Below are 23,697 nucleotides of genomic sequence, written 5' to 3'. Positions count from 1 at the left end.
GTCCCGCGTCCCTTACCTGTCGCTTGGAGATTGCGATGAGACCGGATGTCGAGGCCATGAAGGCCGACATCGAGCAGAGCCTCGCTCTGCTCAGGAGGCGTCTTTGACTGGGATGTCGCGCTTCGAAAACTGGATGAGCTGAACGCGCGGGTCGAGGACCCGACGCTGTGGAATGACGCCGAACAGGCCCAGGCCGTGTCGCGTGACCGTGCCCGCCTTGCCGCGCAGATCGACGCCGTCCGCGAGATGGAACAGGGTCTGGAAGACGGCGTCATGCTGTCCGAAATGGCCGATGAGGAAGGCGACGAGGCGACGCTGGAAGAGGCGCGCGCCAGCCTGAAGGCGATCAAGGATCGCGCGACGCGGGCTGAGCTGGAGGCCCTGCTGTCCGGCGAGGCCGACGGCAATGACGCCTATCTGGAAGTGAACTCCGGCGCGGGCGGGACCGAGTCAAATGACTGGGCCGGTATGCTGCTGCGCATGTACAGCCGCTGGGCCAAGGCGCATGGCTATGAGGTCCAGATCGAGGCTCAGGAAGAGGGCGAGCAGGCCGGCATCAAGTCGTCCACGATCCTGATCAGCGGACCCAATGCCTATGGCTGGCTGAAGTCGGAATCGGGCGTGCATCGCCTGGTGCGCATCAGCCCCTATGACGCCGCCGCCAAGCGCCACACCAGCTTCGCCTCCGTCGGCGTCTCGCCCGTGGTCGACGACACGATCGAGATCGACATCAATCCCGCGGATGTTCGCACCGACACCTATCGCGCCTCGGGCTCGGGCGGTCAGCACATCAACAAGACCGACTCGGCCGTGCGCCTGACCCACACGCCGACCAACACCGTGGTCGCCTGTCAGGCCGGACGTTCACAGCACCAGAACCGGGAGATGGCGTGGAAGATGCTGCGGGCCCGGCTGTATGAGCTGGAACTGCAAAAACGGGAAGCGGCGGCCCAGGCCATGGCGGATGCCAAGACCGATATCGGCTGGGGTCACCAGATCCGGTCCTATGTCCTGCAGCCGTATCAGATGGTCAAGGATTTGCGCACGAACGTCGAGACTTCGGACACCCAAGGGGTGCTGGACGGCGATCTGGATGCCTTCATGGGGGCCGCTCTGGCCGCGCGTGTGGGCGAGACCAGGGGTTCGACGGTCGATTGAGGCGGTGGCTCCCTCCCGCTTGATGGAGGGATGTCGGCGCTAGGCGACGACAGGGTGGGAGAGGCTTGGCAACACAGACACCGGGCTGCCCTGCCTTAGCCCTCCCCACACGGTCGCTGCGCGACCACCCTCCCCCGAGGGGGAGGGAGAAATCATGTTTTAGGCCGACTTCGCCTGCGCGACTGATGCCTTGCTGGAGGCGACCGTCACATTCGGCATGGCCGGGGCGACCGGCGTTTCCGGCTGATAGCGTTCGGGCTTGGCCGCTTCGGCCTCGGCGATGGCGGCAGCGGTGGGCAGTTCGCGCTTGGCCTGGATGGAGCGGCCCTGGAACCAGGCGCCGGGCTCGATCGCCAGCTGTTCCTGGGTGATGTCGCCCTCGACGCGGGCGGTGGCCAAAAGGCGCACGGACTTGGCCGTGATCGAGCCGTTCACCTTGCCGCGCACCTCGATCATGTCGGCGGTGATTGCGCCCTCGACCGAGCCGCTCTCGCCGATCAGCACGCGGGCCAGACGCACATCACCCTTCAGTGCGCCGTCGACCTGCACATCGCCGCCGCCGGAGATATTGCCCTCATAGCGGACACCGGCGGACAGGGTCGACAGATTGGTCGAGCGCGGAGCCGAGGCCGACGTCGTCACGGCGGTCGTGCTTGGGCGCGGGGTGTCCGGCGCGCGCGCGGGCTCGGGGGGTCGTTCCGTCATCGACGGGATGTTCAAACTGTCGTCCGACTTGCTCTTGTTGAACATGGCTGTCTCCGCCTGTCGTGTAAAAGCCCCGGCGGCAGTTAGGCCCAGGCCTTGCCGGGTGGCAAGCGCTGGTTCCGATCAGCGCTCGTCGAACCTTACAGCGCGCGAACGGCAGCCAGAACCTCTTCGGCATGACCCTTAACCGACACCCTGCGCCAGATGCGGCGCACGATGCCCTGGCCATCGATCAGAAAGGTCGCGCGTTCGATGCCCATATAGGTCTTGCCGTACATGCTCTTCTCGACCCAAACCCCGTAGGCTTCGGTGACACCCGCCGTCTCGTCGGAGGCCAGCACGACGTCCAGATCGTGTTTGGCCTTGAACTTTTGAAGCTTCTTCACCGGGTCCTTCGACACACCGGTCACGACGGCCCCGGCGCTGGCGAAATCCGCCGCCAGGGCGGTGAAGTCCTTGCCCTCGTTGGTGCAGCCGGGCGTATCGGCCTTGGGGTAGAAATACAGCACGGCCGTTCGCCCCTTCAGCCCGCCCAGAGAAATATTGGCGTCGCCGTCGGTGGGCAGGTCGAATGCGGGGGCCGGAGTGCCTTCGGTGATCTCGGTCATGGATTTCTCACTTCAGACGGGACGGACGAGGACGATCTTCTTCTTGCCGGCGGCCAGTTTCAGGACGCCATCAGTGTTGATGTCCGACGACTCGATAAGCCGGGCACCGTCGGAAATCGCCTCGTCATTCAGTCGCAGTCCGCCCCCTTGGGCCAGGCGCCGCGCCTCGCCATTGGAAGCGGTCAGGCCGGCGCGGGTGGCGACGGCAGCGATCATGGCGCCGACGACCTCGGCTGAGGGAATCTCGACGGTGGGCAGGTCGGCGGACAGGGTGCCGCGCTCGAACGCACCCTCTGCGGCTGCGCGGGCCTTGGCGGCTTCGTCGGCTCCGTGGAGCATGGTCGTCGTCGCATCGGCCAGAGCTTTCTTGGCATCGTTAATCGCCGCGCCTTCCAGCGCCTCGTAGGCCGCGATCTCGGCGTCCGACAGGTCGGTGAACAGGCGCATGAAGCGGCCCACGTCGCCGTCTTCGGTGTTGCGCCAGTATTGCCAGTAATCATACGGCGAAAGGGCGTCGGCATTCAGCCAGACGGCCCCGCCGACGGTCTTGCCCATCTTTTGGCCCGAGGCGGTGGCGAGTAGCGGCGTGGTCAGGCCGAAGGCGGCTTTCTGATCGACTTTTCGGGTCAGTTCGACGCCGTTGATGATATTGCCCCACTGGTCCGATCCGCCCATCTGAAGCGTGCAGCCATAGCGGCGGTTCAGCTCCAGAAAGTCCGTGGCCTGCATCAGCATGTAGTTGAACTCGAGGAAGGTCAGGGGCTGTTCGCGTTCCAGCCGCAGCTTGACCGAGTCGAAGCTGAGCATACGGTTGACGGTGAAATGGGTGCCGTAGTCGCGCAGGAATTCGAGGTAGCCCAGCTTGGACAACCACTCGTCGTTGTCGAGCATGACGGCGTCGGTGGGGCCGTCGCCGAAGGTCAGGAATTTCTCAAACACGCCCTTGATGCCGGCAATGTTCTCGGCAATCCGCTCCTGCGTCAGCAGGGGGCGCTGGGTGTCCTTGAAGGAGGGATCACCGACCTTGGTCGTGCCGCCGCCCATCAGGACGATCGGCTTGTGGCCGGCCTGCTGAAGACGGCGCAGCAGCATGATCTGGATAAGGTGGCCGACGTGCAGCGATGGGGCCGTGGCGTCGAACCCGATGTAGCCGGTGATCACGCCCGCCTTTGCCGCCACATCCAGCTCCGCCGGATGAGTGATCTGATGAATATAGCCCCGCGCCTGCATGGTCTTGAGGAAGTCGGACTGGAAGGCGGTGTCGGTCATCAGAAAGGGTCAGTTATGTTGGCAGGGGCTCTGGCTCTAGCATGGGGTTCGAATGGAGCGAATGCGAATGACCCCAAAACCTCGCCATAAGGCCATCGGCTGGCAGCTGCTGGCGACCGGTAGCCTGTTTTTCGGTCTGGCCCTGGTATTGGGTGTCGGCGTCGGCGGCGTTCAGGTCTTCAGCCAGCCGATGCTGATTCTGGTAGTGTTCAGCGCGATCACCGGCTGGGCGGCGATGCAGCTCTGGCGGCGAGGTCGTTACGGTCTGGCATGGCCTATCGTGGTGGGGGCAGGGCTGGCGGTGCTCGTCGGCCTAATCGCCTTGATCTATGCCTCGGCCGCTTCTTTCGCCAACGGCCCGGACTGGTACGGCGAGTTGTGACGGGCTAGCAGGTTTGGACAGTCCAAACCGAGCCCCCAAATGCCAGCCACCCTTATTCGACACCCTGTCTCTGAGGGGCCAGACGTCGTCGTTTGCGTGCATCACGAACGGCAGGGAGATCGGCTGTGGGTTCGGTTCGTGGTCGAGGGCGATGTCGATGCCATCCGATGGCCTGCGCCGAAGCCAGGCGGGCGTGAAGACCGTCTGTGGGAACACACCTGTTTCGAGGTCTTCGTCACGACGTCCGACGGCTACCGAGAGTTCAACCTTTCGCCATCCCACCAGTGGGCGAGCTATCGTTTCAACGGCTATCGTATGGGCATGACTGACGCGCCGGAGGGCGTGAGAGACCTGGCCCCCGATCTGGCGTCCGACATGTTCGCAATGGAAGCCCATATCGACCTTCCACCGAACGCCGGCAAACTGGCGTTATCGACCGTGATCGTGGCGCATGACGGGTCGAAGTCGTACTGGGCCTTGACCCACCCGGGCGAAACGCCCGACTTCCACCATCCCGCGTCATTTATTCTCGACCTGACGGAGCCCGCATGAAGTTCGGCATCGATCGCCTGCTGTCCGAGCCGGAGTTGCTGGCCGCGCTGAAGGGCCGCCGCGTGGCGCTGGTAGCGCATCCGGCTTCCGTGACGGCAGACTTGATCCATTCGGTGGATGCCATGATGGCCTGTCCAGACATCGATCTGACCGCGGCCTTCGGCCCCCAGCACGGGATGAAGGGCGACCTGCAGGACAATATGATGGAGACGCCGGACGAGACCGATCCGGTGCACGGCATCCCCGTCTTCAGCCTGTATGGCGAGGTGCGTCGGCCGACGGGCCAGATGATGAGCACCTTCGATGTCGTCCTGATTGACCTGCAGGACGTGGGCTGCCGCATCTACACCTTTGTGACGACCCTGCTCTATATGCTGGAGGCGGCGGCCCAGCACGGCAAGGAGGTCTGGGTGCTAGACCGGCCCAACCCGGCGGGGCGACCCGTCGAGGGCACGCTGTTGCAGCCCGGTTGGGAGAGCTTCGTCGGGGCCGGGCCCATGCCGATGCGGCATGGGATGACCCTGGGCGAAATGGGCCACTGGTTCATCGACCATTTCAAGCTGGATGTGGCCTATCGCGTCATCGAGATGCAGGGCTGGAAACCCGACGAGGCCCCTGGCTATGGGTGGCCTCTGCATCAGCGAAGCTGGATCAACCCCAGCCCCAATGCGCCCAATGTTTCGATGGCCCGCGCCTATGCTGGGACCGTCATGCTCGAGGGGACAACCCTGTCGGAGGGGCGCGGCACGACCCGTCCGCTGGAGCTGTTCGGCGCGCCGGACATCGACGCCCGTGCCGTCATCGCCGAGATGCGGGTCTTTGCGCCGCAATGGCTGCAGGGCTGCGTGCTAAGAGACATGTGGTTCGAGCCGACCTTCCATAAGCACGTCGGAAAGCTGTGCTCAGGGGTTCAGATCCACGTCGACGATCCTGCTTATGATCATGAGGCCTTTAGGCCGTGGCGGCTTCAGGCCCTGGGCTTCAAGGCCATTCGGCGGCTGTATCCGGACTATGACCTTTGGCGGGATTTTCCGTATGAGTATGCGTTCGGCAAGCTGCCGATCGATGTGATCAACGGCGGGCCTGGTCTGCGCGAATGGGTCGACGATCCAGCGTCGGTGCCGGACGATCTGGATGCGGCGGCCCGGCCGGACGAGCAGGCCTGGCAGGAGATACGCCGCCCGCATCTGCTGTACTGACGATGCAACGCGACCGCCTGATCGGCGTGCTCAGCGGCATGGGGGCGGGGGCCCTTTGGGGTCTTGTGTTTCTGGCACCCAAGATCGCCCCCGACGCCTCGCCCTTGCTGATGAGTGCGGGGCGGTATCTGGCCTATGGAGTGATCGCCGTGGCCTTGCTGGCTCCGCGCTGGTCGCGGGTGACGGCGCTGCTGGATCGGAAGGCCTGGCTTGCGCTCGCCTGGCTGAGCCTGGCCGGCAACATCATCTACTATCTGTTTCTCGTGGTCAGCGTCCAATTCGCCGGGATCGCGGCCTCGGCCCTGCTGGTCGGCATGGTGCCGGTTGCGGTGGCGGTCTGGGGGCTGCGTGATGCGGATGCGCCGCCGTTACGGCGTGTGGTGCCGCCCATCCTGCTAGCGGCACTGGCCGTGGGCCTGATCGGCTGGGAGAGCGTGTCGCGCGAGGCGGGCCAGCGCGATACGGCCTCGGTTTTGATTGGCCTGGCCTGCGGCTTCGCGGCTTTGATCAGCTGGTCGGCCTATGCGATCGGGAATAGCCGCTGGATGGCGCGTCTGCCGCAAGTGGGAGCGCACGACTGGTCTTTGCTGACGGGGGTGGTCACCGGCGGCGTTGCCCTGCTGCTGGCGGTCCCGGCCTTGATAGGATCGGCCGGTGCGCCACCGGATCAGTGGGCGCGACTGGCCGGGGTCAGCGTAGGCGTCGCCATCCTAGCCTCCATCGTCGGAAACGCCTTCTGGAACCAGGCCAGCCGCCTGCTGCCGCTGTCGCTGCTGGGCCAGTTGATCGTGTTCGAGACGCTGTTCGCCTTCCTGTACGGATACCTGTGGGAAGGCCGCGGGCCGACCGTCGTCGAGATCGTGGCCATGACGATGATGGTCATCAGCGTCGTCTGGTGCCTGCGGGCGCACCGCCAGACGACCGAGGTCATCGTGGACGGCGACCGCTAGGCGTCAGGCAGGCTTCTCTTCCAGCCGCTTGTCCAGATAGGCCCCGACGCGGCGATCGACGGCGTCGACATGGTCCTGCCAGAAGTGGCTGGCGCCTTCTTCCAGCTCATAGTCGATGACGATGCCCTTCTGGGTGCGCAGCTTGTTGACGACGCGCTCCACCTCGATCGGCGGGACGACGGTGTCATTGGTGCCGTGCAGGAACAGGCCCGAAGCCGGGCAGGGGGCCAGGAAGCTGAAATCGTACATGTTCGAGGGCGGCGACACCGAGATGAAGCCGTCCGTCTCGGGCCGGCGCATCAAGAGTTGCATGCCGATATAGGCCCCGAACTGATAGCCGGCGACCCAGGTCTGGGTGGCGGCGGGATTGTTGGCCTGGAGCCAGTCCAGCGCCGTGGCCGCATCGGCCAGTTCGCCGATGCCGCTGTCGAACTCACCCTGCGACTTGCCGACGCCGCGAGAGTTGTAGCGCAGGGTGGCGAATCCGCGCTTCACGAACAGCTGGTACAGCGTCACCGCCACGGGGTTGTTCATATGCCCGCCCGCCTTGGGGTGGGGATGCAGGATCAGGGCGATCGGGGCATTGGGGCGTTTGCCCGGGGAATAGCGGCCTTCGATGCGGCCAGAGGCGCCGGGCAGGATGACTTCAGGCATGGGCGGAGCGGATTCCCGTATTCAACTGTCGTTTCGCAGATGCGTAATACTTGACCGATGCGGTAGGACTTTCTAAGTCCCCATGGCACGCAGCCGCTTTCGTGAAGGCGCGGGTTCTAGCACAGGACCCCAAGAATGCGTGCGATTTTTAGCGGGTGTCCAATGCGACTGTCGACCAAGGGACGATATGCCGTCATGGCGATGGCGGATCTGGCCAAAAATGGCCGGACTGCCGACGGCCGCGACCGGGCCGTATCCCTGGCCGAAATCGCCATGCGCCAAGAGATTTCATTGAGTTATCTGGAACAGCTGTTCGCGCGTCTGAGAAAAGGCGGGCTGGTGCGCAGCGTGCGCGGCCCGGGGGGCGGCTATCGCCTGGCCAAGGGTCCGCACGAGACGGTGGTGGCCGAAATTGTGCTGGCGGTCGACGAGCCCATCCGTGCCACACGTTGCGTCGGCCATTCCTCGCCCAAGGGCTGCATGATGGCGGGCGAGCGCTGCATTACCCACAATCTGTGGGAGGATCTGGGCGACGAGATCCATCGCTATCTGGCCGGGGTGTCGCTGGAAGACGTGGTGATGAACCGCACCGGGGCGCGCCGGCGGGCAACGGCCGACGAGATCGGGGTGGCCGCATGAACCCCGTCTATCTGGACTACAACGCCTCCGGCCTGGTTCGTCCTGAAGTTCAGGAGGTCATGGCCAAGGCACTGGCCGACAACGGTAATCCGTCAGCCGTGCATGCGGCAGGACGCCGTGCGCGGGCGCGGGTCGAGACGGCCCGGGCCGAGGTGGCCGAGCTGGTTGGGGCCGATCCGACGGCGGTGGTTTTCTCCTCCGGCGGGACCGAATCGAACGCACAGGCGATCCTGAGCGCCTTGGCCGCGGGCTGCGAGCGGCTGATCGTCGGGGCGACGGAACATCCATGCGTGGCCGAGGCAGCCGCCGTGTCCGGTGCGCCGGTCGAGGTGCTGCCGGTCGATGCGAATGGTGTGGTCGATCTGGCCTGGCTGGCCGATGCGCTGGCGAGGCCGGGCCGAGCCGTCGTGGCCATCCACCATGCCAACAACGAGAGCGGCGTCATCCAGCCGATCGCCGAGGCGGCCGCGCTGGTGCGGGCGGCGGGCGGCTGGCTGCACGTCGATGCGATCCAGTCGGCGGGCAAGGTGCCGGTCGACATGCGGGCGCTGGATGCCGACACCCTGACCCTGTCGGCGCACAAGCTGGGCGGGCCGCAGGGCGTAGGCGCGCTGGTGCTCAAGGACGGGATTGCCGCCGTGCGCATGCTGCATGGGGCAGGGCAGGAGCGCGGTTTGCGGGCGGGCACCGAGAATGTCCCAGGCATCGCAGGCTTCGGCGTGGCGGCTGACTGTGCTGCGCGGGATCTGGATCAGGCCATGGCGCATGTCGTCTGGCGCGATGCGGCCGAGGCGCGGGTCGTGGCGGCGGGGGCCACCATCATCGGCGGCGCGGTCGAGCGCCTGCCCAACACCCTGTTCATGGCGGTCGAAGGCTGGGACAGCCCGCAGCAGCTGATCACCCTGGATCTGGCGGGCATCATGGTCTCGGCGGGCAGCGCCTGTTCGTCGGGCAAGGTCAAGCCTTCCAAGGCGATATCGGCCATGGGGCTGCATGCGCTGGCGACCGGCGGCGTCCGCGTCTCCGGCGGCTGGGGTACGACGCAGGACGATTGGTCACGCTTCGCCGACGCCTGGGTGACCGCATATGAAAAGCACAGCGCCCGTCAGGCCGACCGCCTGAGCCAGCGCGTGAAGGAAGTCGCGTAAGATCATGGCCGCCGTTCAGGAAACCATCGACGCCGTCGCCGCACTGGAGAAGTACGAGCACGGATTCACATCGGACATCGACACGGAATATGCCCCGCGTGGGCTGAATGCCGACATCATCCGGTTCATCTCCGAAAAGAAGGGCGAGCCGGAGTGGATGCTGGAATGGCGTCTGGCCGCCTATGAGCGCTGGCTGGCGATGGAGGAGCCGACCTGGTCGTCGGTGAAATACACCCCGGTCGATTATCAGGACCTGTTCTACTACGCCGCGCCCAAGAAGAAGGACGGGCCCAAGTCTCTGGACGAGGTCGATCCGGAACTGCTGGCCATCTATGCCAAGCTGGGCATCCCGCTGAAGGAGCAGGAGGTGCTGGCGGGCGTCGAAGGCGCGCCGCGTTATGCCGTGGACGCGGTGTTTGACAGCGTCAGCGTGGTCACCACCTTCAAGGAAGAACTGGCCAAGGTCGGTGTGATTTTCATGCCGATTTCCGAGGCCTTGCGCGAACATCCTGAACTGGTGCGCCAATATCTGGGGTCGGTGGTGCCGGTCTCGGACAACTATTTCGCGGCCCTGAACAGTGCGGTCTTTTCGGATGGATCTTTCGTCTACATCCCGCCGGGCGTGCGCTGTCCGATGGAGCTGTCGACCTATTTCCGCATCAATGCCAGCCAGACAGGCCAGTTCGAACGCACCCTGATCATCGCCGACAAGGGCAGCTACTGTTCCTATCTGGAGGGCTGCACCGCCCCGATGCGCGACGAGAACCAGTTGCATGCGGCGGTAGTCGAGCTGGTCGCGCTGGACGACGCCGAGATCAAATATTCGACGGTGCAGAACTGGTACCCGGGCGACGCCGAGGGCAAGGGCGGCATCTACAACTTCGTCACCAAGCGCGCCGACTGCCGGGGCGACCGGTCAAAGGTGTCGTGGACGCAGGTGGAGACGGGGTCGGCGGTGACCTGGAAATACCCGTCCTGCATCCTGAAGGGCGAAGAGAGCTCGGGCGAATTCTATTCCATCGCCATCACCAACGGGCATCAGCAGGCCGACACCGGCACCAAGATGATCCACTTGGGCAAGAATTCGAAGTCGCGGATCATCGCCAAGGCAGTCTCGGCGGGGAAGTCGGACTCGACTTATCGCGGTCTGGTGTCGGTGCATCCGAGGGCGACCGGGGTGCGCAATTTCACCCAGTGCGACAGCCTGCTTATCGGCGGCGACTGCGGCTCGCACACCGTGCCCTATATCGAGGCCCGCAACGGTTCGGCCCAGCTGGAGCACGAGGCGACGACGACGCGCCTGTCGGACGACCAGCTGTTCTACGCCCAGCAGCGGGGGCTCTCGCAGGAGGAGGCGGTGGCTTTGCTGGTCAACGGCTTCGTTCGCGACGTGATGCAGAAACTCCCGATGGAGTTCGCAGTCGAGGCGCAGAAGCTGGTGGCGATCAGTCTGGAAGGGAGCGTGGGGTGAGCATCGACAGTGCCCTGATCGTTGAGAGGACCGCCCTTCCCAAGACGGCGCAGCTGGTTGCCGATATGACGGAAACCGGGGTGACCGTTGTCTTTCCGGCGGACTTCGAACTGGACCAGAACGTCGGGGGCTGGGTGCCGGTGACCGTCGATGGCGAGGCGAGCGGCTTCAACTATGGCGTCCAGTCGCTGGCCGGGATCGACCCTGCCGAACTGCCGGACGGTGCTGCCGAGGCTGGGGACACCCTCCTGGCCTTTGGGGCGCAGGGCTCATTGTCTGCCGAGACGGTGACCCTGATCCATGCCGTCATGGGGCGTCGTTATCGCGCCTGGTTGCTAATCGAGGATGAACTACTGTCTCCCGAGGACGACTGGGGTCCCGGTGCATCGCTGGACGATATCCATGTCGATCGGCGGGGAACACCGGCGAAGCTGGCGGCCGATGTCGATTCCTATGTCGCCCAGCATTATCCGCCGTTTACGCCGGACCCGCACGCTAGGACGAAAGACCTGCTGAAGCAGGTGATCGTTCCCGTTCTCATCTTTGCCGCGCTTGGCGGCTTTTATATCTGGTCACAGTTGCAGTGATGCTCTCCATCCAAAACCTCCACGTCTCTGTCGGCGAAAAGCCAATTCTCAAGGGGCTGACGCTCGACGTTCCGGCTGGCGAGGTGCACGCCATCATGGGGCCGAATGGGGCGGGCAAGTCGACGCTGGGCTACGCCCTGTCGGGACGGCCGGGCTATGAGGCGACCGAAGGATATGTCGAATGGTCGGGAGAGGACCTGCTGGCGCTGGACCCGGCCGAGCGGGCGGCCAAGGGCGTCTTCCTGTCGTTCCAGTATCCGATCGAGATCCCGGGCGTGCCGGCCCTGACCTTCGTGCGCACGGCGCTGAATGCGCAGAAGCGGGCGCGGGGCGAGGACGAGGTGTCGGCACCGGCCTTCCTGAAGCAGGTCAAGGCGGCGTCGGCGGCGCTGAAGATGGACTTCGACATGCTGAAGCGGCCGCTGAATGTCGGCTTCTCCGGCGGCGAGAAGAAGCGGATGGAGATTCTGCAGATGGCCCTGCTGGAGCCGTCTTTGCTCATCTTGGATGAGACGGACTCCGGCCTGGATATCGACGCCCTGCGGATCGTGTCGGAGGGGGTGAATGCCCTGCGCAGTCCCGACCGCGCCATGCTGGTGATCACCCATTATCAGCGGCTGCTGGACTACATCAAACCCGACCGGGTGCATGTGCTGGCCGGGGGGCGAATCGTGGCCTCGGGCGGACCGGAGCTGGCGCACCAGCTGGAGGCGGAAGGGTACGACAAGTATCTGCCGCAGGCGGCGTGAGCACCGCCGTCGATTTGAGAGACCCGTCGACCTTCCCGTCGCGGCGGGTCGAGGCGTGGAAATACACCGACCTGGCCCGCGTGCTGCGCGAGACACCGCCGCCGTCGCCGACCACCACGGTCGGACCGCCCGGACCCTTCCATGAGCTGGGCGGGGATGCGATCGTGTTCGGCAACGGGCGCGCGATCGGGGTGACGGACTTCCTGGCTTCGGGCGAACAGACGCTGCGGCTGCGCTTCATTTCCAATGCCACCGAGACCGGACATACCGCTTCGGCCCGCGTCGTGGCGCGGCCGGGGGCCAAACTGCTGCTGCTGGAAACGCATGAGGGCACCGGCTCGGCCTATGTGGCCCACAATCGGCTGGACATCGATGTGGCCAGCGGTGCCGAGGTGACCCGGATCGTTCTGGTCGATGAGCCGCACGACGCCATCTCCCTGACCGACGTCGATGTCCGCGTGGCCCCGGGTGGCCGCTATCGCCAGACGACGATCACGAGTGGGGCACGGCTGCAGCGTCAGGAGACACAGCTAATCCACGGCGGCGAGGGGGCCGATGTCCTGCTTGATGGCCTTTATGCCCTGTCCGGCGAGCGCCATGCCGACCTGACCAGCGTGGTTAGCCACAAAGGGCTGAACGGCGTCACCTCGCAACTGACCAAGGGCGTCGTGCGCGACACCGCGCGGGGTGTGTTCCAGGGCAAGATCGTCGTCGAGCGCGGCGCGGACGGCACGGACGCGCGGATGGGCCATCACGCCCTGATCCTGGGCGAGCGCGCTGAGGTGGACGCCAAGCCCGAGCTGGAAATCTATGCCGACGACGTGCAGTGCGCGCACGGCAATACGGTCGGCAATCTGGACGAGGCGGCGCTGTTCTACATGCAGCAGCGCGGGATCCCGGCGAACGAGGCGCGCGCCTTGCTGACCCAGGCCTTCCTGTTCGAGGTCGTGGATCGCATCGATCATGAGGCGGCGAGGGAGGTGGTCCGGTCATGGCTGACGGCACGACTATAGCCCGCTTTGACCCCAACGCCGCCCGCTCCCAGTTCCCGATCCTGGCGCGGACGGTGAACGGCAGGCCGCTGGTCTATCTGGACTCCGCTGCCTCGGCGCAGAAGCCGAAGGCGGTGATCGATACCATGACGGCCGCGATGGAGGGCTCATATGCCAACGTCCACCGCGGCCTGCACACCCTGGCCAATGAGACGACCGAGGCTTTCGAGGCGGCGCGCGAGACGGTCGCGCGCTTCCTGAACGCCGAGAGCGCCGAACAGATCGTCTGGACCAAGGGCGGCACCGAGGCGATCAATCTGGTCGCGGCGGGGCTGGGGCAATCCCTGCAGGCCGGTGACGAGATCGTCGTCACGCAGATGGAGCATCACGCCAATATCGTGCCCTGGCACATGCTGCGCGCGGCAAGAGGCGTGGTCCTGAAATGGGCCCCGGTGCTGGACGACGGGTCGCTGGACATGGCGGCGCTGGCCGAGCTGATCGGGCCGCGAACGAAGCTGGTGGCCGTCACGCACATGTCGAACGTGCTGGGCACGGTGAACGATGTGCGGACCATCGCCGATCTGGCGCATGCGGCGGGTGCGCTGGTGCTGGTGGACGGGTGCCAGGGGGCGGTGCATTGCAGCCCCGACGTTCAGGCCCTGAACGCCGATTTTTACGTTTTCACTGGCCACAAGCTGTTCGGGCCGACCGGGATCGGCGGCCTGTATGGCAAGCCCGCGGCGCTTGAGGCCCTGCCGCCCTATCAGGGGGGCGGCGAGATGATCGCGACCGTCACCGAGGATGCGGTGACCTATGCCGGCATTCCGCACCGGTTCGAGGCGGGCACGCCGCCGATCCTGGAGGCCATCGGCCTGGGCGCGGCGCTGGAGTGGCTGTCCGGCTTTGATGCGGCAGCGATCGCGGCGCACGAGCAGGCCTTGCTGGCCCATGTCCGTACTCGTCTGGAGGGCCGCGACTGGCTGACGGAGATCGGCACGGCGGAAGGGAAGGGCGCGATCTTCACCTTCACGGTCGAGGGGGCGCATGCCCACGACATTGCCCAGATCATGGACCGCTATGGCGTGGCGGTCCGCGCCGGACTGCACTGTGCCGAACCCTTGTCGCGCCGATTTGGCCTGACCTCGAGCGCGCGCGCCAGCTTCGCCCTATATAATACCACCGAGGACGCCGACGCCTTCGCCGACGCCCTGATCAAGGCCCGCGAGTTCTTTGCATGAGTGACGACACGACCCTGCTGGGCAAGGATGACGACGGTGGACGCGGCGCGGCCGTGGCCAGCGGAGCCATCACGCCTGCCGAACTGGACCGGCTGACCGACGACATCATCGCGGCGCTGAAGACGGTGTTCGACCCGGAAATCCCGGTCGACATCTATGAGCTGGGCCTGATCTACAAGGTCGATCTGTCCGACGAGTTCGACGCGCGGATCGAGATGACCCTGACCGCGCCCGGCTGTCCGGTCGCTGGAGAAATGCCTCTCTGGGTCGAGCAGGCGGTGATGAAGGTCGAGGGCATCAAGTCCGCCACCGCCGACCTGACTTTCGACCCGCCATGGGATGCGTCGAAGATGAGCGACGAGGCCAAGATGGCCTTGAACATGTTCTGAGACCACCGATGACCGAACTTCAGACCACGCCCCGTCCGCGCCGTCCGCGTCCCGCCGTCCTCACCCTGACCGAGGCCGCGGCCGAGCGGGTGCGCGTCTTGACCGAGGCCGGCGGACACAAGGCGTTGCGCGTCGGGCTGAAGAATGCGGGTTGCGCGGGGCAGGAATATACCTTCGCCTTCGCGGACGAGATCGGGCCGCTGGATGAGGTTGTGACCGACAAGGGTGCCACTGTTGTGGTCGACACCAAGGCGATCCTTTTCCTGATCGGGTCGGAGATTGACTACGAGACCACCAAACTGGCGTCTAAGTTCGTGTTCCGGAACCCGAACCAGACCGATGCCTGCGGCTGCGGCGAGAGCGTTACCATCGTTCCGGTCAAGGCCCTCGAAGCCGAAGAGCAAGCCGACTGATGATCCAGCTCGAGGGGGTAACGCGGCGCTTCCAGAGCGCGGCTGGCGAGCGTGTGGCGCTGGATGCCGTCGACGTGACGGTCGAGGCCGGTCAGGTGTTCGGCGTGGTCGGACGGTCGGGCGCGGGCAAGTCGACCCTGATCCGCACGATCAATCTGCTGGAACGCCCGGATGCCGGACGCGTCGTCGTTGACGGCCAGGACATGACGGCGCTGTCGCCCGCCGACCTAAGGGCCGCGCGCCGCCGGATCGGCATGATCTTCCAGCATTTCAACCTGCTGAACGCCAAGACGATCGCCGAGAATGTGGCCTTTCCGCTGCGGCTGGAGGGGCGGCCGTCTGCAGACGTGGATCGTCGGGTCGCAAGCCTGCTGGATCAGCTCGGTCTCGCCGAACACGCCAAGAAGCATCCCGCGCAACTCTCCGGCGGCCAGAAGCAGCGCGTCGGCATCGCCCGTGCACTGGCCTGCGAACCCGGCGTCCTGCTGTGCGACGAGGCGACCAGTGCGCTGGACCCCGAGACGACGGACGAAATCCTGACCCTGCTGGATCAGCTGAACCGCGACCTGAACCTGACCATCGTTTTGATCACCCACCAGATGGAAGTGGTGCGCCGGGTCTGCGACCGTGTGGCTGTGCTTAAGGACGGTCGTGTGGTCGAGGAGGGGGCAACCGCCGACGTCTTCCTGCATCCGCGCCACGCTGCGACCCGCGCCATGCTGGCCGAGGGCGAGGAGGCATTCGACGCCACGACCGTACCGCCGGGTGGGCGTCTGGCCAAGCTGACCTTCCGGGGTGGCTCGACCTATGAGCCGGAGCTGAGCCGCGTCGCACGGTCGGTCGGCGTGGATTACTCCATCCTGTCGGGGCGGATCAGCCGTATCCGCGGCGAGCCCTACGGCCAGCTGGTCGTGGCCTTCACCGGCGGCGATGCGGAGGCGGCGGTGGCTCAGCTGACGGCGCGCGGCGTGACGGTCGAGCAGATGGGGGAGGTAGCCTGATGGACAGCTTCTTCGTCAACATCGACTGGTCCGAGATTGCACGCGCTGCGGTCGACACTCTGTTGATGCTCGGCGGGGCGATGGCCCTGACCGTGGTGTTCGGCATCCCGCTGGGGGTTTTGCTGTATCTGTCCGGCAAGGGGCGACTGGCGGCCAATCCGGTGCTGAATGGCCTGTTGTCCTTCGTGGTCAATGTGCTGCGGTCGGTGCCCTTCATCATCCTGCTGATCGTCATGTTGCCGGTGACGGTTCTGCTGGTCGGGACGTCCTTGGGCGTAGCGGGTGCCATTCCGCCACTGGTGGTGGGTGCCGCGCCCTTCTATGCGCGGCTGGTCGAGACGGCTCTGCGCGAGGTCGACAAGGGCGTGGTCGAGGCGACCCAGGCTATGGGCGGCTCCACATGGCAGATTGTTACCCGCGCCCTGTTGCCCGAGGCCATGCCCGGCGTGATCGCCGGTGCGACCGTCACCGCCATCGCCTTGGTCAGCTACACCGCCATGGCCGGTGTGGTCGGCGCCGGGGGACTGGGCGACCTGGCCATCCGTTTCGGCTACCAACGCTTCCAGACCGATGTCATGGTCGTCACCGTCCTGCTGCTACTTGTCCTCGTGCAGGGCTTGCAGATGCTGGGCGACCGACTGGTCGCCGCCGTTTCCCACCGCTGATCCCGCTTAGAAGGCCGAACCCATGCTGCGTCGCTCCCTCCTGACTCTCGCCCTCGCCGCCGTGACGCTCAGCGCCTGCGGGCAGGGGGCGGACAAGGCTGTGGGGCCTGATGCGCCGCTGGTTGTCGGGGCTACCGCCGTGCCGCATGCGGAGATCCTGGAGCACATCAAGCCGCTGCTGGCCGCCCAAGGGACGAACATCGAGATCAAGGTCTTCAACGACTACGTCCAGCCCAACACCCAGCTGGCCGAGCGCCGCCTGGACGCCAACTATTTCCAGACCAAACCCTATCTGGACGAGTTCAACGCCGCGCGCGGCTCCGATCTGGTGACGGTGGCGGGCGTGCATGTGGAGCCACTGGGCGTCTATTCGCGCAAGCATCGCGACCTGGCGGCTGTGCCAGCCGGTGCGCTGATCATCCTGCCCAACGACGCTTCGAACACGGGCCGCTCGTTGCTGCTGCTGCAGAGCGCCGGTCTGATCACGCTGCGCGACCCCGCCAATCCGTTGCAGACGGTGCGCGACATCTCCGGCAACCCGCGCCGGTTCACGTTCCGCGAGGTCGAGGCCGCCACCATCCCGCGTATTCTGGACCAGGCCGATCTGGCGGTGATCAACACCAACTATGCGCTGGACGCGGGCTTGAAGCCCCGCACGGATGCCCTGTCGCTGGAGGGCGGGGACAGCCCCTACATCAACTATCTGGTGACGCGGTCCGACAACCGGAACGACCCGCGCATCGCGGCCTTAGCGGCCATGCTGCGTAGCCAGGCGGTGAAGGACTACATCACCAGCAAGTATGACGGCGCGGTAATCCCGGCCGCCTAAGCCGCGACTTCCGCCGCCGCCTTCGCCTCGCGGACTTCATCGGGGGCCTGCACCCGCACCGCAGGCGTGACCGGACGACCGGTCGCCTCGGCGATGAGCTCTGCTGTGCGGTCCTCGACGGCCGCTTCCAGTCGCGCCAGGAACGCTTCCTTGCCGAGGCCCGTCGGGATCGGGTCCAGAAATTCGATCGTGGCCAAGCCTGGTGTCTTCGTGAAGTCCTCCTGCGACCAGAACAGGCCGAGGTTGGAGGCCAGCGGTACGACCGGCATGTCGAAGTCGCGGTACATATGCCAGACGCCGGAGCGGTAGCGAAACTTCTCGCCCACCTTGGCCAGATTGCCCTCGGGATAGATCAGGATCTTGCGGCCCGCCGCATGGGCGTCGGCGCTGCGGTGTTTCAGGACGTCACGCGCTTCGCGCCCCCCGCAGTTGTTGACCACGATGGCTCCCAGCTTGCGCAGGACGGTGCCGAGCAGGGGAAACTTCTCCAGATGATCGCCGGTCACGAAGGCCAGATCGTCGAACTGGTCATAGACGGCAAAGCCATCGCCCCAGCTCTGATGCTTGGACGCGATGATGAAGGCCCCGTCGGGCAGGCGCTCGCGCCCGCGCACCTGCAGTTTGATCCCCGCTAGCAGCCGCATGGCCTGCACCATACGCTTCACATAGCGGCGGATGATCCAGCTGGTCGCGCCACGTCCGGGTGCGAGCGCTGCAAAGGCGGCCGTCAGGCCGTAGCCGATCGACAGGGTCCAGTAAGCGAGGGCAAAGGCGAAGCTGCGCATGGGGAGACTAGAGCCGAAACCCGGCGCGTCGGCTAGGCCGCTGTTTCGAGACGTTCTGCGGAGGTAACGCGGTCGCGGCCTTCGCGCTTGGAAACATAGAGAGCGGCATCGGCACGCTCCAGCAAACCGACGGCGGTTTCACCCATGTGGCGGTGCGCAAAGCCGGCGGAGAGCGTGACGGTGCCCAACTCGTCATTCGTAGAGCGGCGGCGCAGGGCGCGAGAGCCGATCTCCTTGCGGATGCTCTCCAACGCTCTTTCGACCTGGGGCATGCTTTCCATCGGGAAGATCATGGCGAACTCCTCGCCGCCATAGCGCGCCGCGACGCGGGGCGTCCTTGCCACCCGGCCCAGGACGCTGGCGACGTAGCGAAGGACCTGATCGCCGGTCTGGTGGCCCCAGGTGTCGTTGAAGGCCTTGAAGTGGTCGATGTCGAGCACCGCTAGTGTCAGGGCCGTGCCCATGTCCTCGGACTGGCGGCACGCTGCCTCCAGATGGTCGTCGAAGGCCTTGCGGTTGGCCAGATTGGTCAAGGCGTCCGTCATGGCGTCGCGCCGCACCTGTTCCAGATGCTCGCGCAGCTTGGCGACTTCCTTTGTCGAGGTTTCGAGCTTCTTCTCGAGGGTCACGTTCTCACGCTGAACGCGGCGCGTAGCGGTGGTCAGGCTGCTGACGATGGTCTGCAGGGCAGGCGTGCCGTCGGCCCCCTCCATGCTGGTCGCGGCACCCTCCAGCGTCTTGCCATAGGCGGACTGGGTCTGGTGGGCTTGGGAAATAGCGGCGGCGACGCTGGAGAGTTCGCGGTCCAGCACCCGTCCCGCATCGCGGATTTCCTCGGTCAGGCGACCGCGCGGCAGATATTCAGCGGCCAGCATGTCGGCGGTGGCCTCGGTGAAACGCTCACCAGCAGCCAGTAGCCGCGCGATTTCCGTGCCCAAGGGGCCGTCGGGTTCGGCCAGATAATGGGTCCAGATCTCGAAATTGAGAGGGCTGGGCCAGACGGAAGCGGCCTCCATGCCATCGATCACCCGCCGCGCCAGATCATAGGCTTGCGGACCCCTGAGGGCGGTTTCGACCTTGGCCGTCATTCAACAGTCCCCGACACGTCGCCTTTTGCGATCTGGTCGAAGACGCTACGGGCTTTTCCGTAACGCCGAGTTAAACGGCGTTACGGGAATGCGAAGACATTCAGCCCTTCAACAGTACGGGGCGACGCAGGAAGGCGGGGATTTCGCTGTCGCCGAACGGGCGGCCGTTCGAGGCGCGGGGTTCGCTGTCGTCCTGCTGTCCGCGACGATCGGACTGGCGCAGATGGGCCTTCTGGGCCGGGCGCTCCGAGACGGCGGGAGCGACGATCTCGACAGGGGCGGACTCGACGACATCCTCGACCGGCGCGGCTTCGGTCGGTTTGGAGCCACGGCGACCGCGGCGGCTGCGCGACCGATCGGCGGGCTTCTCGGTGCCGTCGGCAGGCGACGTGACGGTCTGGGCTTCTGTCGGGACAGCTGCGTCATCGGTAGACACGACTTCCATTGCGCCTTCGGCAGCGGTTGCCCTTGCGGTCGTCTTGCGGCGGCTGCGCCCGGCCTTGGGTGCTTCAGTCTCGGTCGCAGGCGCAGACTTCTCCGCGCGCGTGGATGATCGCGCCGGAACACCCAGATCGGCGGGGTCCAGCACCAGTTCCTGCGGATCCTTCTTGATCAGCTTCAGCACCTTATCCAGCGACTTGTCGTCGGCCGGGGTTACGATCATGTAGGCCTGGCCCAGCTTGCCGGCGCGACCCGTACGACCGATGCGGTGCACATAGTCGTCGGCATGGTGGCTGACATCATAGTTGAAGACGTGACTTACGTCGGGAATGTCCAGCCCGCGTGCGGCGACGTCGGACGCCACCAGCAGCTTCAGCGCACCGGAACGGAAGTCTGCCAGCGTCTTCATTCGCAGGGTCTGGTCGAGGTCGCCGTGGATGGGAGCCGCATCGAAGCCGTGAGACTTCAACGACTTGGCGACGACGTCGACCTCTGACTTGCGATTGCAGAAGACGATGCCGTTGCGAACATCCTCGCGCCCGACCAAGGCCCGCAGGGCGGCGCGCTTCATCTTCGGATCGCTGGAGGGCAGGCGGACCAGATACTGGGTGATGGTGTCGGCGGTCGCAGCGGGGCGCGAGGCCTCGATGCGGGTGGGGTCTTTCAGAAACTGGGTGGTAAGCCGCGTGATCTCGGGCGGCATGGTGGCCGAAAAGAACAGGGTCTGGCGCTTGGGCGGCGTCAGTTTGAAGATCTTTTCGATGTCGGGGATGAAGCCCATATCCAGCATGCGGTCGGCCTCGTCGACGACCATGAGCTCGACGCCGTTCAGCATCATCTTACCGCGCTCGAACAGGTCGATCAGACGGCCCGGCGTGGCGATCAGCACATCGACGCCCTTGTTCAGGGCCGCGACCTGATCGCCCATCGACACACCGCCGATCAGCAGGACCCAGGTCAGCTTCGTGCCCTTGGCATACTTCGCAAAGCTCTCGGCAACCTGGTCGGCCAGTTCGCGGGTCGGGGCCAAGACCAGGGCGCGCGGCATGCGGGCGCGAGCCCGGCCACTGGATAGACGTTCGACGAGGGGCAGGGTGAAGGCGGCGGTCTTGCCAGTGCCGGTCTGGGCGATACCGAGTACGTCACGACCGGCCAGAGCCACAGGGATGGCTTGCGACTGAATCGGGGTAGCGGTCGTGTAGCCGGTATCGGCGACCGCTTGCAGGGTCATGGGCGATAGGCCCAGTTGGGAAAATTCGGTCATAGGTCCTTGGGACTGAGAGAAGGACGCCCCGCGCATCGGGGTCGTCGTGCGATGTCTCGGAACCGCCCTGTCTCTGGGCGAGCGGGCGGCGCGGATTCGCCAGTCCTGTCCCGAACGTGCGCCGCATATAGAAGTCCATGCGGAATAGTCAACTATTCCTGCTGCGCTGCGGTCACGCTTGGCAATCGATTAATGATCGGTAATGTTCGCTAGAGGGAAGGCATACAACGAGGGGATAACATGCAGCGCGTACTTGCTGGAGTGGCGGCAGCCGCTGCCTGTCTGATCGCGATGCCGGCACAGGCCGACATGGATGCGGTGTTCAGTAATACAGTGGTGTCGCGCTATCCGGACGGCGGCTGGGTCAAGCACTGGTTCAATCGGGACGGTACCTATTCCGCGCAGTTCTCGGACGGGCGCAGGATTTCAGCGCGATGGTCCGTGAATGGCGAACGGGTCTGTCTGACAAATATCCGGCCAAACATGCTGATCCCGCGCTTCTGTACGACCATGGTCAATGCCGATGTTGGTCACACCTGGCAGTCGCGCGACCCGCTGGGCCGACGCGTACAGAACGTTCTGGTCGCAGGACGCGACCAGTAAATCCAGCCTTTCGATAAGGGGGAGACGCGCCATTCCCTGAGAGACTTCAGAGGGAATGGCGCGAGTGACGGGGCTCGAACCCGCGACCTCCGGCGTGACAGGCCGGCACTCTAACCAACTGAGCTACACCCGCGTATCCCGGCCGCGGCGCTGGTCTGCGTCGCGGCGAGGGGCGTCGTTTAGGCGGGGGGGCGGCGCACTGTCAAGCGCCACTTCCGACGAAATCGAACGATCAGCGTGACGCCACCCCCGGACCCGCCACGGCGGCTGCCTCGGGAGGAGCGACCGGGCCGGAAATACCACCGTCGGCCGGAGGCTGCAGGGCCGCTGCGGGCGGCGGCACATCGTAGTGGACGCCAACGCCCGGCCCCAACGGCAGGTCAAATGTGACCCAGGCCGCGATCATCAGCAGGCCCGCGATCAGGAATGAGCCCGCATAGGGCAGCATGGTCGACATCAGCGAGCCCAGGCCGAACTTGGGGTCCCAGCGCTGGGCGAAGGTCAGGATGAGCGGGAAATAGCTCATCAGGGGCGTGGCGATGTTGGTTACCGAATCGCCCATGCGATAGGCGGCGGTCGTCATTTCAGGGCTGATGCCCAAAAGCATGAACATCGGCACCACGATGGGTGCCAGCGCCGACCACTTGGCCGAGGCCGAGCCGATGAACAGGTCGAAGAAGCACGACACCAGCAGGACGGCGATCAGCAGGATGGGCGCAGGCAGGTCGATGGCCTTCAGCCCTGCTGCTGCATTGACCGCGAGGATGGGGCCCAGACCTGACCAGTTGAACATGGCCACGAAATGGGCGGCGAAGAAGGCCAACACGATATAGGGGGCCAGTTGGGCGATGCCCTCGACCATCATCCGTACCATGTCGCGATGGCTTTTCACCGTGCCGGAGCCCGCGCCATAGGCACCGCCCGCGACGAAGAAGGTCGTGGCGAAGAAGGCGACCAGGGACTTGTAGAGCGGATTGAACCGCTGGGCCGGCTCGGCCTCGGGATCGACGAAGGGCGAGCCGGGCAGGAAGGTCACCAGCGTCCACAGGGCGATCATGCCCAGGATGGCCAGGCCGGCCCAGGCCAGGCCGCGCTTCTCTTCGCGCGTCAGACCCTTCCGCTCCTCGGCGTCGGATACCGGCGCGGTCTTCGACGGCGTCCACGCACCGAGGCGCGGTTCGATGATGCGGTCGGTCAAGAACCAGATGATGGGCGTAAAGACGACCACGACGCCGACGATAAAGAACCAGTTGCCCGCGATGTTTACCGAATAGGACGGGTCGATGAGGCGGGCTGCGGGCTCGGTGATGCCGAGGATCAGGGCGTCGGAGGCTCCCGGGAACAGATTTCCGGCATAGCCGCCAGAGACCGCGGCAAACCCGGCGGCCAGGCCGGCCAGGGGATGGCGCCCGGCGGCGGCGAAGATGACGGCGGCCAGAGGGATGACCACAACATAGGAGGCATCGGACGCGTGGTGGGACACCATGCCGGTGATCACCACGACCGGCGTCAGGATGGATTTGGGCGCATTCAGCAGGGCCCCACGGATGGCCGTGCCGAACAGGCCGGTCCGCTCGGCGACCGATGCGCCATAGATGATGGTGATCACGATCCCCAGCGGCGGAAAGTCCGCCAAGGTCGACGGCATGCCGATGAACAGCCGCTCCAGGTTCTCCGGCGACAGCAGGCTCTGGGCCTCAAGCGTATCGCCCGTCACCGGATTGACCGCCGACCAGCCAAGGCCTGCGCCCACCAGGCTGAGCGCGATCAAGCCCAAGATCAGCCAGAGGAAGAGAAAGACGGGATCAGGCAGCTTGTTGCCGATCCGCTCGACGCCGTTCAGAATTCGGGTGCCAATGGCCATCAACTGCTCCGATGGGGTGTCCTGATCGATCCGCCATAGGGGAGCACGGCGCTG

The 23,697-nt window shown here is 65.5% G+C and carries 26 protein-coding genes and 1 tRNA gene; 18 read left to right on the top strand and 9 right to left on the bottom strand.

Features of this window, described 5'->3' with window-relative positions:
* Nucleotides 1-35 precede the first annotated feature (35 nt).
* Nucleotides 36-1,158 (top strand): peptide chain release factor 2 gene (gene prfB, locus ACE3TH_RS01000; RefSeq protein WP_374596530.1). Its coding sequence is split into 2 segments (ribosomal slippage): nucleotides 36-104 and nucleotides 106-1,158, totalling 1,122 coding nucleotides; the frame shifts between segments, so codons are not numbered across the junction.
* A gap of 159 nt (nucleotides 1,159-1,317) precedes the next feature.
* Here the strand turns inward: prfB and ACE3TH_RS00995 are convergent.
* The 3 genes from ACE3TH_RS00995 to tyrS all read right to left on the bottom strand — a co-directional run bounded on the left by ACE3TH_RS00995 (nucleotide 1,318) and on the right by tyrS (nucleotide 3,740).
* The gene (locus ACE3TH_RS00995) at nucleotides 1,318-1,908 is read right to left on the bottom strand and encodes a polymer-forming cytoskeletal protein (RefSeq protein ID WP_374596528.1); all 591 of its coding nucleotides are present in this window, start codon (nucleotides 1,906-1,908) and stop codon (nucleotides 1,318-1,320) included.
* Nucleotides 1,909-2,003: 95 nt separating this feature from the next.
* Nucleotides 2,004-2,471 (bottom strand): peroxiredoxin, encoded by a 468-nt coding sequence (locus ACE3TH_RS00990; protein ID WP_374596526.1) that lies wholly within the window; start codon nucleotides 2,469-2,471, stop codon nucleotides 2,004-2,006.
* Between the two features lie 12 nt (nucleotides 2,472-2,483).
* Nucleotides 2,484-3,740 carry a tyrosine--tRNA ligase gene (gene tyrS, locus ACE3TH_RS00985; protein ID WP_374596524.1) on the bottom strand — a complete coding sequence of 419 codons (1,257 nt, stop codon included), beginning with the start codon at nucleotides 3,738-3,740 and terminating at the stop codon, nucleotides 2,484-2,486.
* A 67-nt stretch (nucleotides 3,741-3,807) separates the two neighbouring features.
* Between tyrS and ACE3TH_RS00980 the strand changes: the two genes are divergently transcribed.
* Genes ACE3TH_RS00980 through ACE3TH_RS00965 form a run of 4 tightly spaced genes read left to right on the top strand, consistent with a single transcriptional unit; the run spans nucleotide 3,808 to nucleotide 6,823 of the window.
* Nucleotides 3,808-4,122 carry a hypothetical protein gene (locus tag ACE3TH_RS00980; RefSeq protein WP_374596522.1) on the top strand — a complete coding sequence of 105 codons (315 nt, stop codon included), beginning with the start codon at nucleotides 3,808-3,810 and terminating at the stop codon, nucleotides 4,120-4,122.
* Nucleotides 4,123-4,161: 39 nt separating this feature from the next.
* Entirely contained in the window at nucleotides 4,162-4,674 is a 513-nt protein-coding gene (locus ACE3TH_RS00975; RefSeq protein ID WP_374596521.1) for a DOMON-like domain-containing protein, read from the top strand.
* Nucleotides 4,671-5,873 (top strand): exo-beta-N-acetylmuramidase NamZ domain-containing protein, encoded by a 1,203-nt coding sequence (locus tag ACE3TH_RS00970; RefSeq protein WP_374596519.1) that lies wholly within the window; start codon nucleotides 4,671-4,673, stop codon nucleotides 5,871-5,873. The genes ACE3TH_RS00975 and ACE3TH_RS00970 overlap by 4 nt, the downstream gene beginning before the upstream one ends.
* A 2-nt stretch (nucleotides 5,874-5,875) precedes the next feature.
* Nucleotides 5,876-6,823, top strand: a complete 948-nt coding sequence (locus tag ACE3TH_RS00965) for a DMT family transporter (RefSeq protein ID WP_374596517.1) — start codon at nucleotides 5,876-5,878, stop codon at nucleotides 6,821-6,823.
* A 3-nt stretch (nucleotides 6,824-6,826) separates the two neighbouring features.
* Here the strand turns inward: ACE3TH_RS00965 and ACE3TH_RS00960 are convergent, their stop codons facing one another.
* On the bottom strand, nucleotides 6,827-7,477 hold the full coding sequence (locus ACE3TH_RS00960) for an alpha/beta hydrolase (RefSeq protein ID WP_374596515.1): 651 nt from the start codon (nucleotides 7,475-7,477) through the stop codon (nucleotides 6,827-6,829).
* A 162-nt stretch (nucleotides 7,478-7,639) separates the two neighbouring features.
* On the opposite strand from ACE3TH_RS00960, the gene ACE3TH_RS00955 reads away from it, so the two are divergent.
* From ACE3TH_RS00955 to ACE3TH_RS00900, 12 genes are read left to right on the top strand one after another with little or no spacing between them, the layout of a single operon-like run.
* The gene (locus ACE3TH_RS00955; RefSeq protein ID WP_374596513.1) at nucleotides 7,640-8,116 is read left to right on the top strand and encodes an Rrf2 family transcriptional regulator; all 477 of its coding nucleotides are present in this window, start codon (nucleotides 7,640-7,642) and stop codon (nucleotides 8,114-8,116) included.
* Nucleotides 8,113-9,264, top strand: a complete 1,152-nt coding sequence (locus ACE3TH_RS00950; RefSeq protein WP_374596511.1) for a cysteine desulfurase family protein — start codon at nucleotides 8,113-8,115, stop codon at nucleotides 9,262-9,264. The genes ACE3TH_RS00955 and ACE3TH_RS00950 overlap by 4 nt, the downstream gene beginning before the upstream one ends.
* 4 nt (nucleotides 9,265-9,268) lie before the next feature.
* A complete protein-coding gene (sufB, locus tag ACE3TH_RS00945; protein WP_374596509.1) occupies nucleotides 9,269-10,735 on the top strand; it encodes a Fe-S cluster assembly protein SufB in 1,467 nt (488 codons plus the stop codon).
* On the top strand, nucleotides 10,732-11,322 hold the full coding sequence (locus ACE3TH_RS00940; protein WP_374596507.1) for a hypothetical protein: 591 nt from the start codon (nucleotides 10,732-10,734) through the stop codon (nucleotides 11,320-11,322). The genes sufB and ACE3TH_RS00940 overlap by 4 nt, the downstream gene beginning before the upstream one ends.
* Nucleotides 11,322-12,071 (top strand): Fe-S cluster assembly ATPase SufC, encoded by a 750-nt coding sequence (sufC, locus tag ACE3TH_RS00935; protein ID WP_374596505.1) that lies wholly within the window; start codon nucleotides 11,322-11,324, stop codon nucleotides 12,069-12,071. Before ACE3TH_RS00940 ends, sufC begins: the two co-directional genes overlap by 1 nt.
* Nucleotides 12,068-13,084 (top strand): Fe-S cluster assembly protein SufD, encoded by a 1,017-nt coding sequence (gene sufD / locus ACE3TH_RS00930; protein ID WP_374596503.1) that lies wholly within the window; start codon nucleotides 12,068-12,070, stop codon nucleotides 13,082-13,084. Before sufC ends, sufD begins: the two co-directional genes overlap by 4 nt.
* On the top strand, nucleotides 13,063-14,301 hold the full coding sequence (locus tag ACE3TH_RS00925; RefSeq protein WP_374596501.1) for an aminotransferase class V-fold PLP-dependent enzyme: 1,239 nt from the start codon (nucleotides 13,063-13,065) through the stop codon (nucleotides 14,299-14,301). Before sufD ends, ACE3TH_RS00925 begins: the two co-directional genes overlap by 22 nt.
* Nucleotides 14,298-14,690 carry an SUF system Fe-S cluster assembly protein gene (locus ACE3TH_RS00920; RefSeq protein WP_374596499.1) on the top strand — a complete coding sequence of 131 codons (393 nt, stop codon included), beginning with the start codon at nucleotides 14,298-14,300 and terminating at the stop codon, nucleotides 14,688-14,690. Before ACE3TH_RS00925 ends, ACE3TH_RS00920 begins: the two co-directional genes overlap by 4 nt.
* Nucleotides 14,691-14,698: 8 nt before the next feature.
* Nucleotides 14,699-15,103: a HesB/IscA family protein gene (locus ACE3TH_RS00915; protein WP_374596497.1), complete on the top strand. Its 405-nt coding sequence runs from the start codon at nucleotides 14,699-14,701 to the stop codon at nucleotides 15,101-15,103.
* Entirely contained in the window at nucleotides 15,103-16,104 is a 1,002-nt protein-coding gene (locus ACE3TH_RS00910) for a methionine ABC transporter ATP-binding protein (RefSeq protein WP_374596495.1), read from the top strand. The genes ACE3TH_RS00915 and ACE3TH_RS00910 overlap by 1 nt, the downstream gene beginning before the upstream one ends.
* On the top strand, nucleotides 16,104-16,769 hold the full coding sequence (locus ACE3TH_RS00905) for a methionine ABC transporter permease (RefSeq protein WP_374596493.1): 666 nt from the start codon (nucleotides 16,104-16,106) through the stop codon (nucleotides 16,767-16,769). The genes ACE3TH_RS00910 and ACE3TH_RS00905 overlap by 1 nt, the downstream gene beginning before the upstream one ends.
* A gap of 22 nt (nucleotides 16,770-16,791) precedes the next feature.
* Nucleotides 16,792-17,598 (top strand): MetQ/NlpA family ABC transporter substrate-binding protein, encoded by an 807-nt coding sequence (locus ACE3TH_RS00900; protein ID WP_374596491.1) that lies wholly within the window; start codon nucleotides 16,792-16,794, stop codon nucleotides 17,596-17,598.
* On the opposite strand, the gene ACE3TH_RS00895 is transcribed toward ACE3TH_RS00900, so the two are convergent.
* From ACE3TH_RS00895 to ACE3TH_RS00885, 3 genes are all read right to left on the bottom strand, one after another.
* Nucleotides 17,595-18,383: a lysophospholipid acyltransferase family protein gene (locus tag ACE3TH_RS00895; protein ID WP_374596489.1), complete on the bottom strand. Its 789-nt coding sequence runs from the start codon at nucleotides 18,381-18,383 to the stop codon at nucleotides 17,595-17,597. The genes ACE3TH_RS00900 and ACE3TH_RS00895 overlap by 4 nt on opposite strands.
* A gap of 32 nt (nucleotides 18,384-18,415) precedes the next feature.
* Nucleotides 18,416-19,471: a GGDEF domain-containing protein gene (locus ACE3TH_RS00890; RefSeq protein WP_374596487.1), complete on the bottom strand. Its 1,056-nt coding sequence runs from the start codon at nucleotides 19,469-19,471 to the stop codon at nucleotides 18,416-18,418.
* A 100-nt stretch (nucleotides 19,472-19,571) separates the two neighbouring features.
* Nucleotides 19,572-21,176: a DEAD/DEAH box helicase gene (locus ACE3TH_RS00885; RefSeq protein WP_374596485.1), complete on the bottom strand. Its 1,605-nt coding sequence runs from the start codon at nucleotides 21,174-21,176 to the stop codon at nucleotides 19,572-19,574.
* Nucleotides 21,177-21,416: 240 nt separating this feature from the next.
* Between ACE3TH_RS00885 and ACE3TH_RS00880 the strand changes: the two genes are divergently transcribed.
* On the top strand, nucleotides 21,417-21,779 hold the full coding sequence (locus ACE3TH_RS00880) for a hypothetical protein (protein ID WP_374596483.1): 363 nt from the start codon (nucleotides 21,417-21,419) through the stop codon (nucleotides 21,777-21,779).
* 56 nt (nucleotides 21,780-21,835) lie between these two features.
* Here the strand turns inward: ACE3TH_RS00880 and ACE3TH_RS00875 are convergent.
* A tRNA-Asp gene (locus ACE3TH_RS00875) sits at nucleotides 21,836-21,912 on the bottom strand.
* Nucleotides 21,913-22,011: 99 nt separating this feature from the next.
* Nucleotides 22,012-23,643, bottom strand: coding sequence for an AbgT family transporter (locus ACE3TH_RS00870; RefSeq protein WP_374596481.1), 1,632 nt, complete (start codon nucleotides 23,641-23,643; stop codon nucleotides 22,012-22,014).
* Nucleotides 23,644-23,697 lie beyond the last annotated feature (54 nt).

This window comes from Brevundimonas sp. (assembly GCF_041919755.1).
GTDB lineage: Bacteria > Pseudomonadota > Alphaproteobacteria > Caulobacterales > Caulobacteraceae > Brevundimonas.
This window is presented reverse-complemented; position numbering and strand designations above follow the sequence as displayed.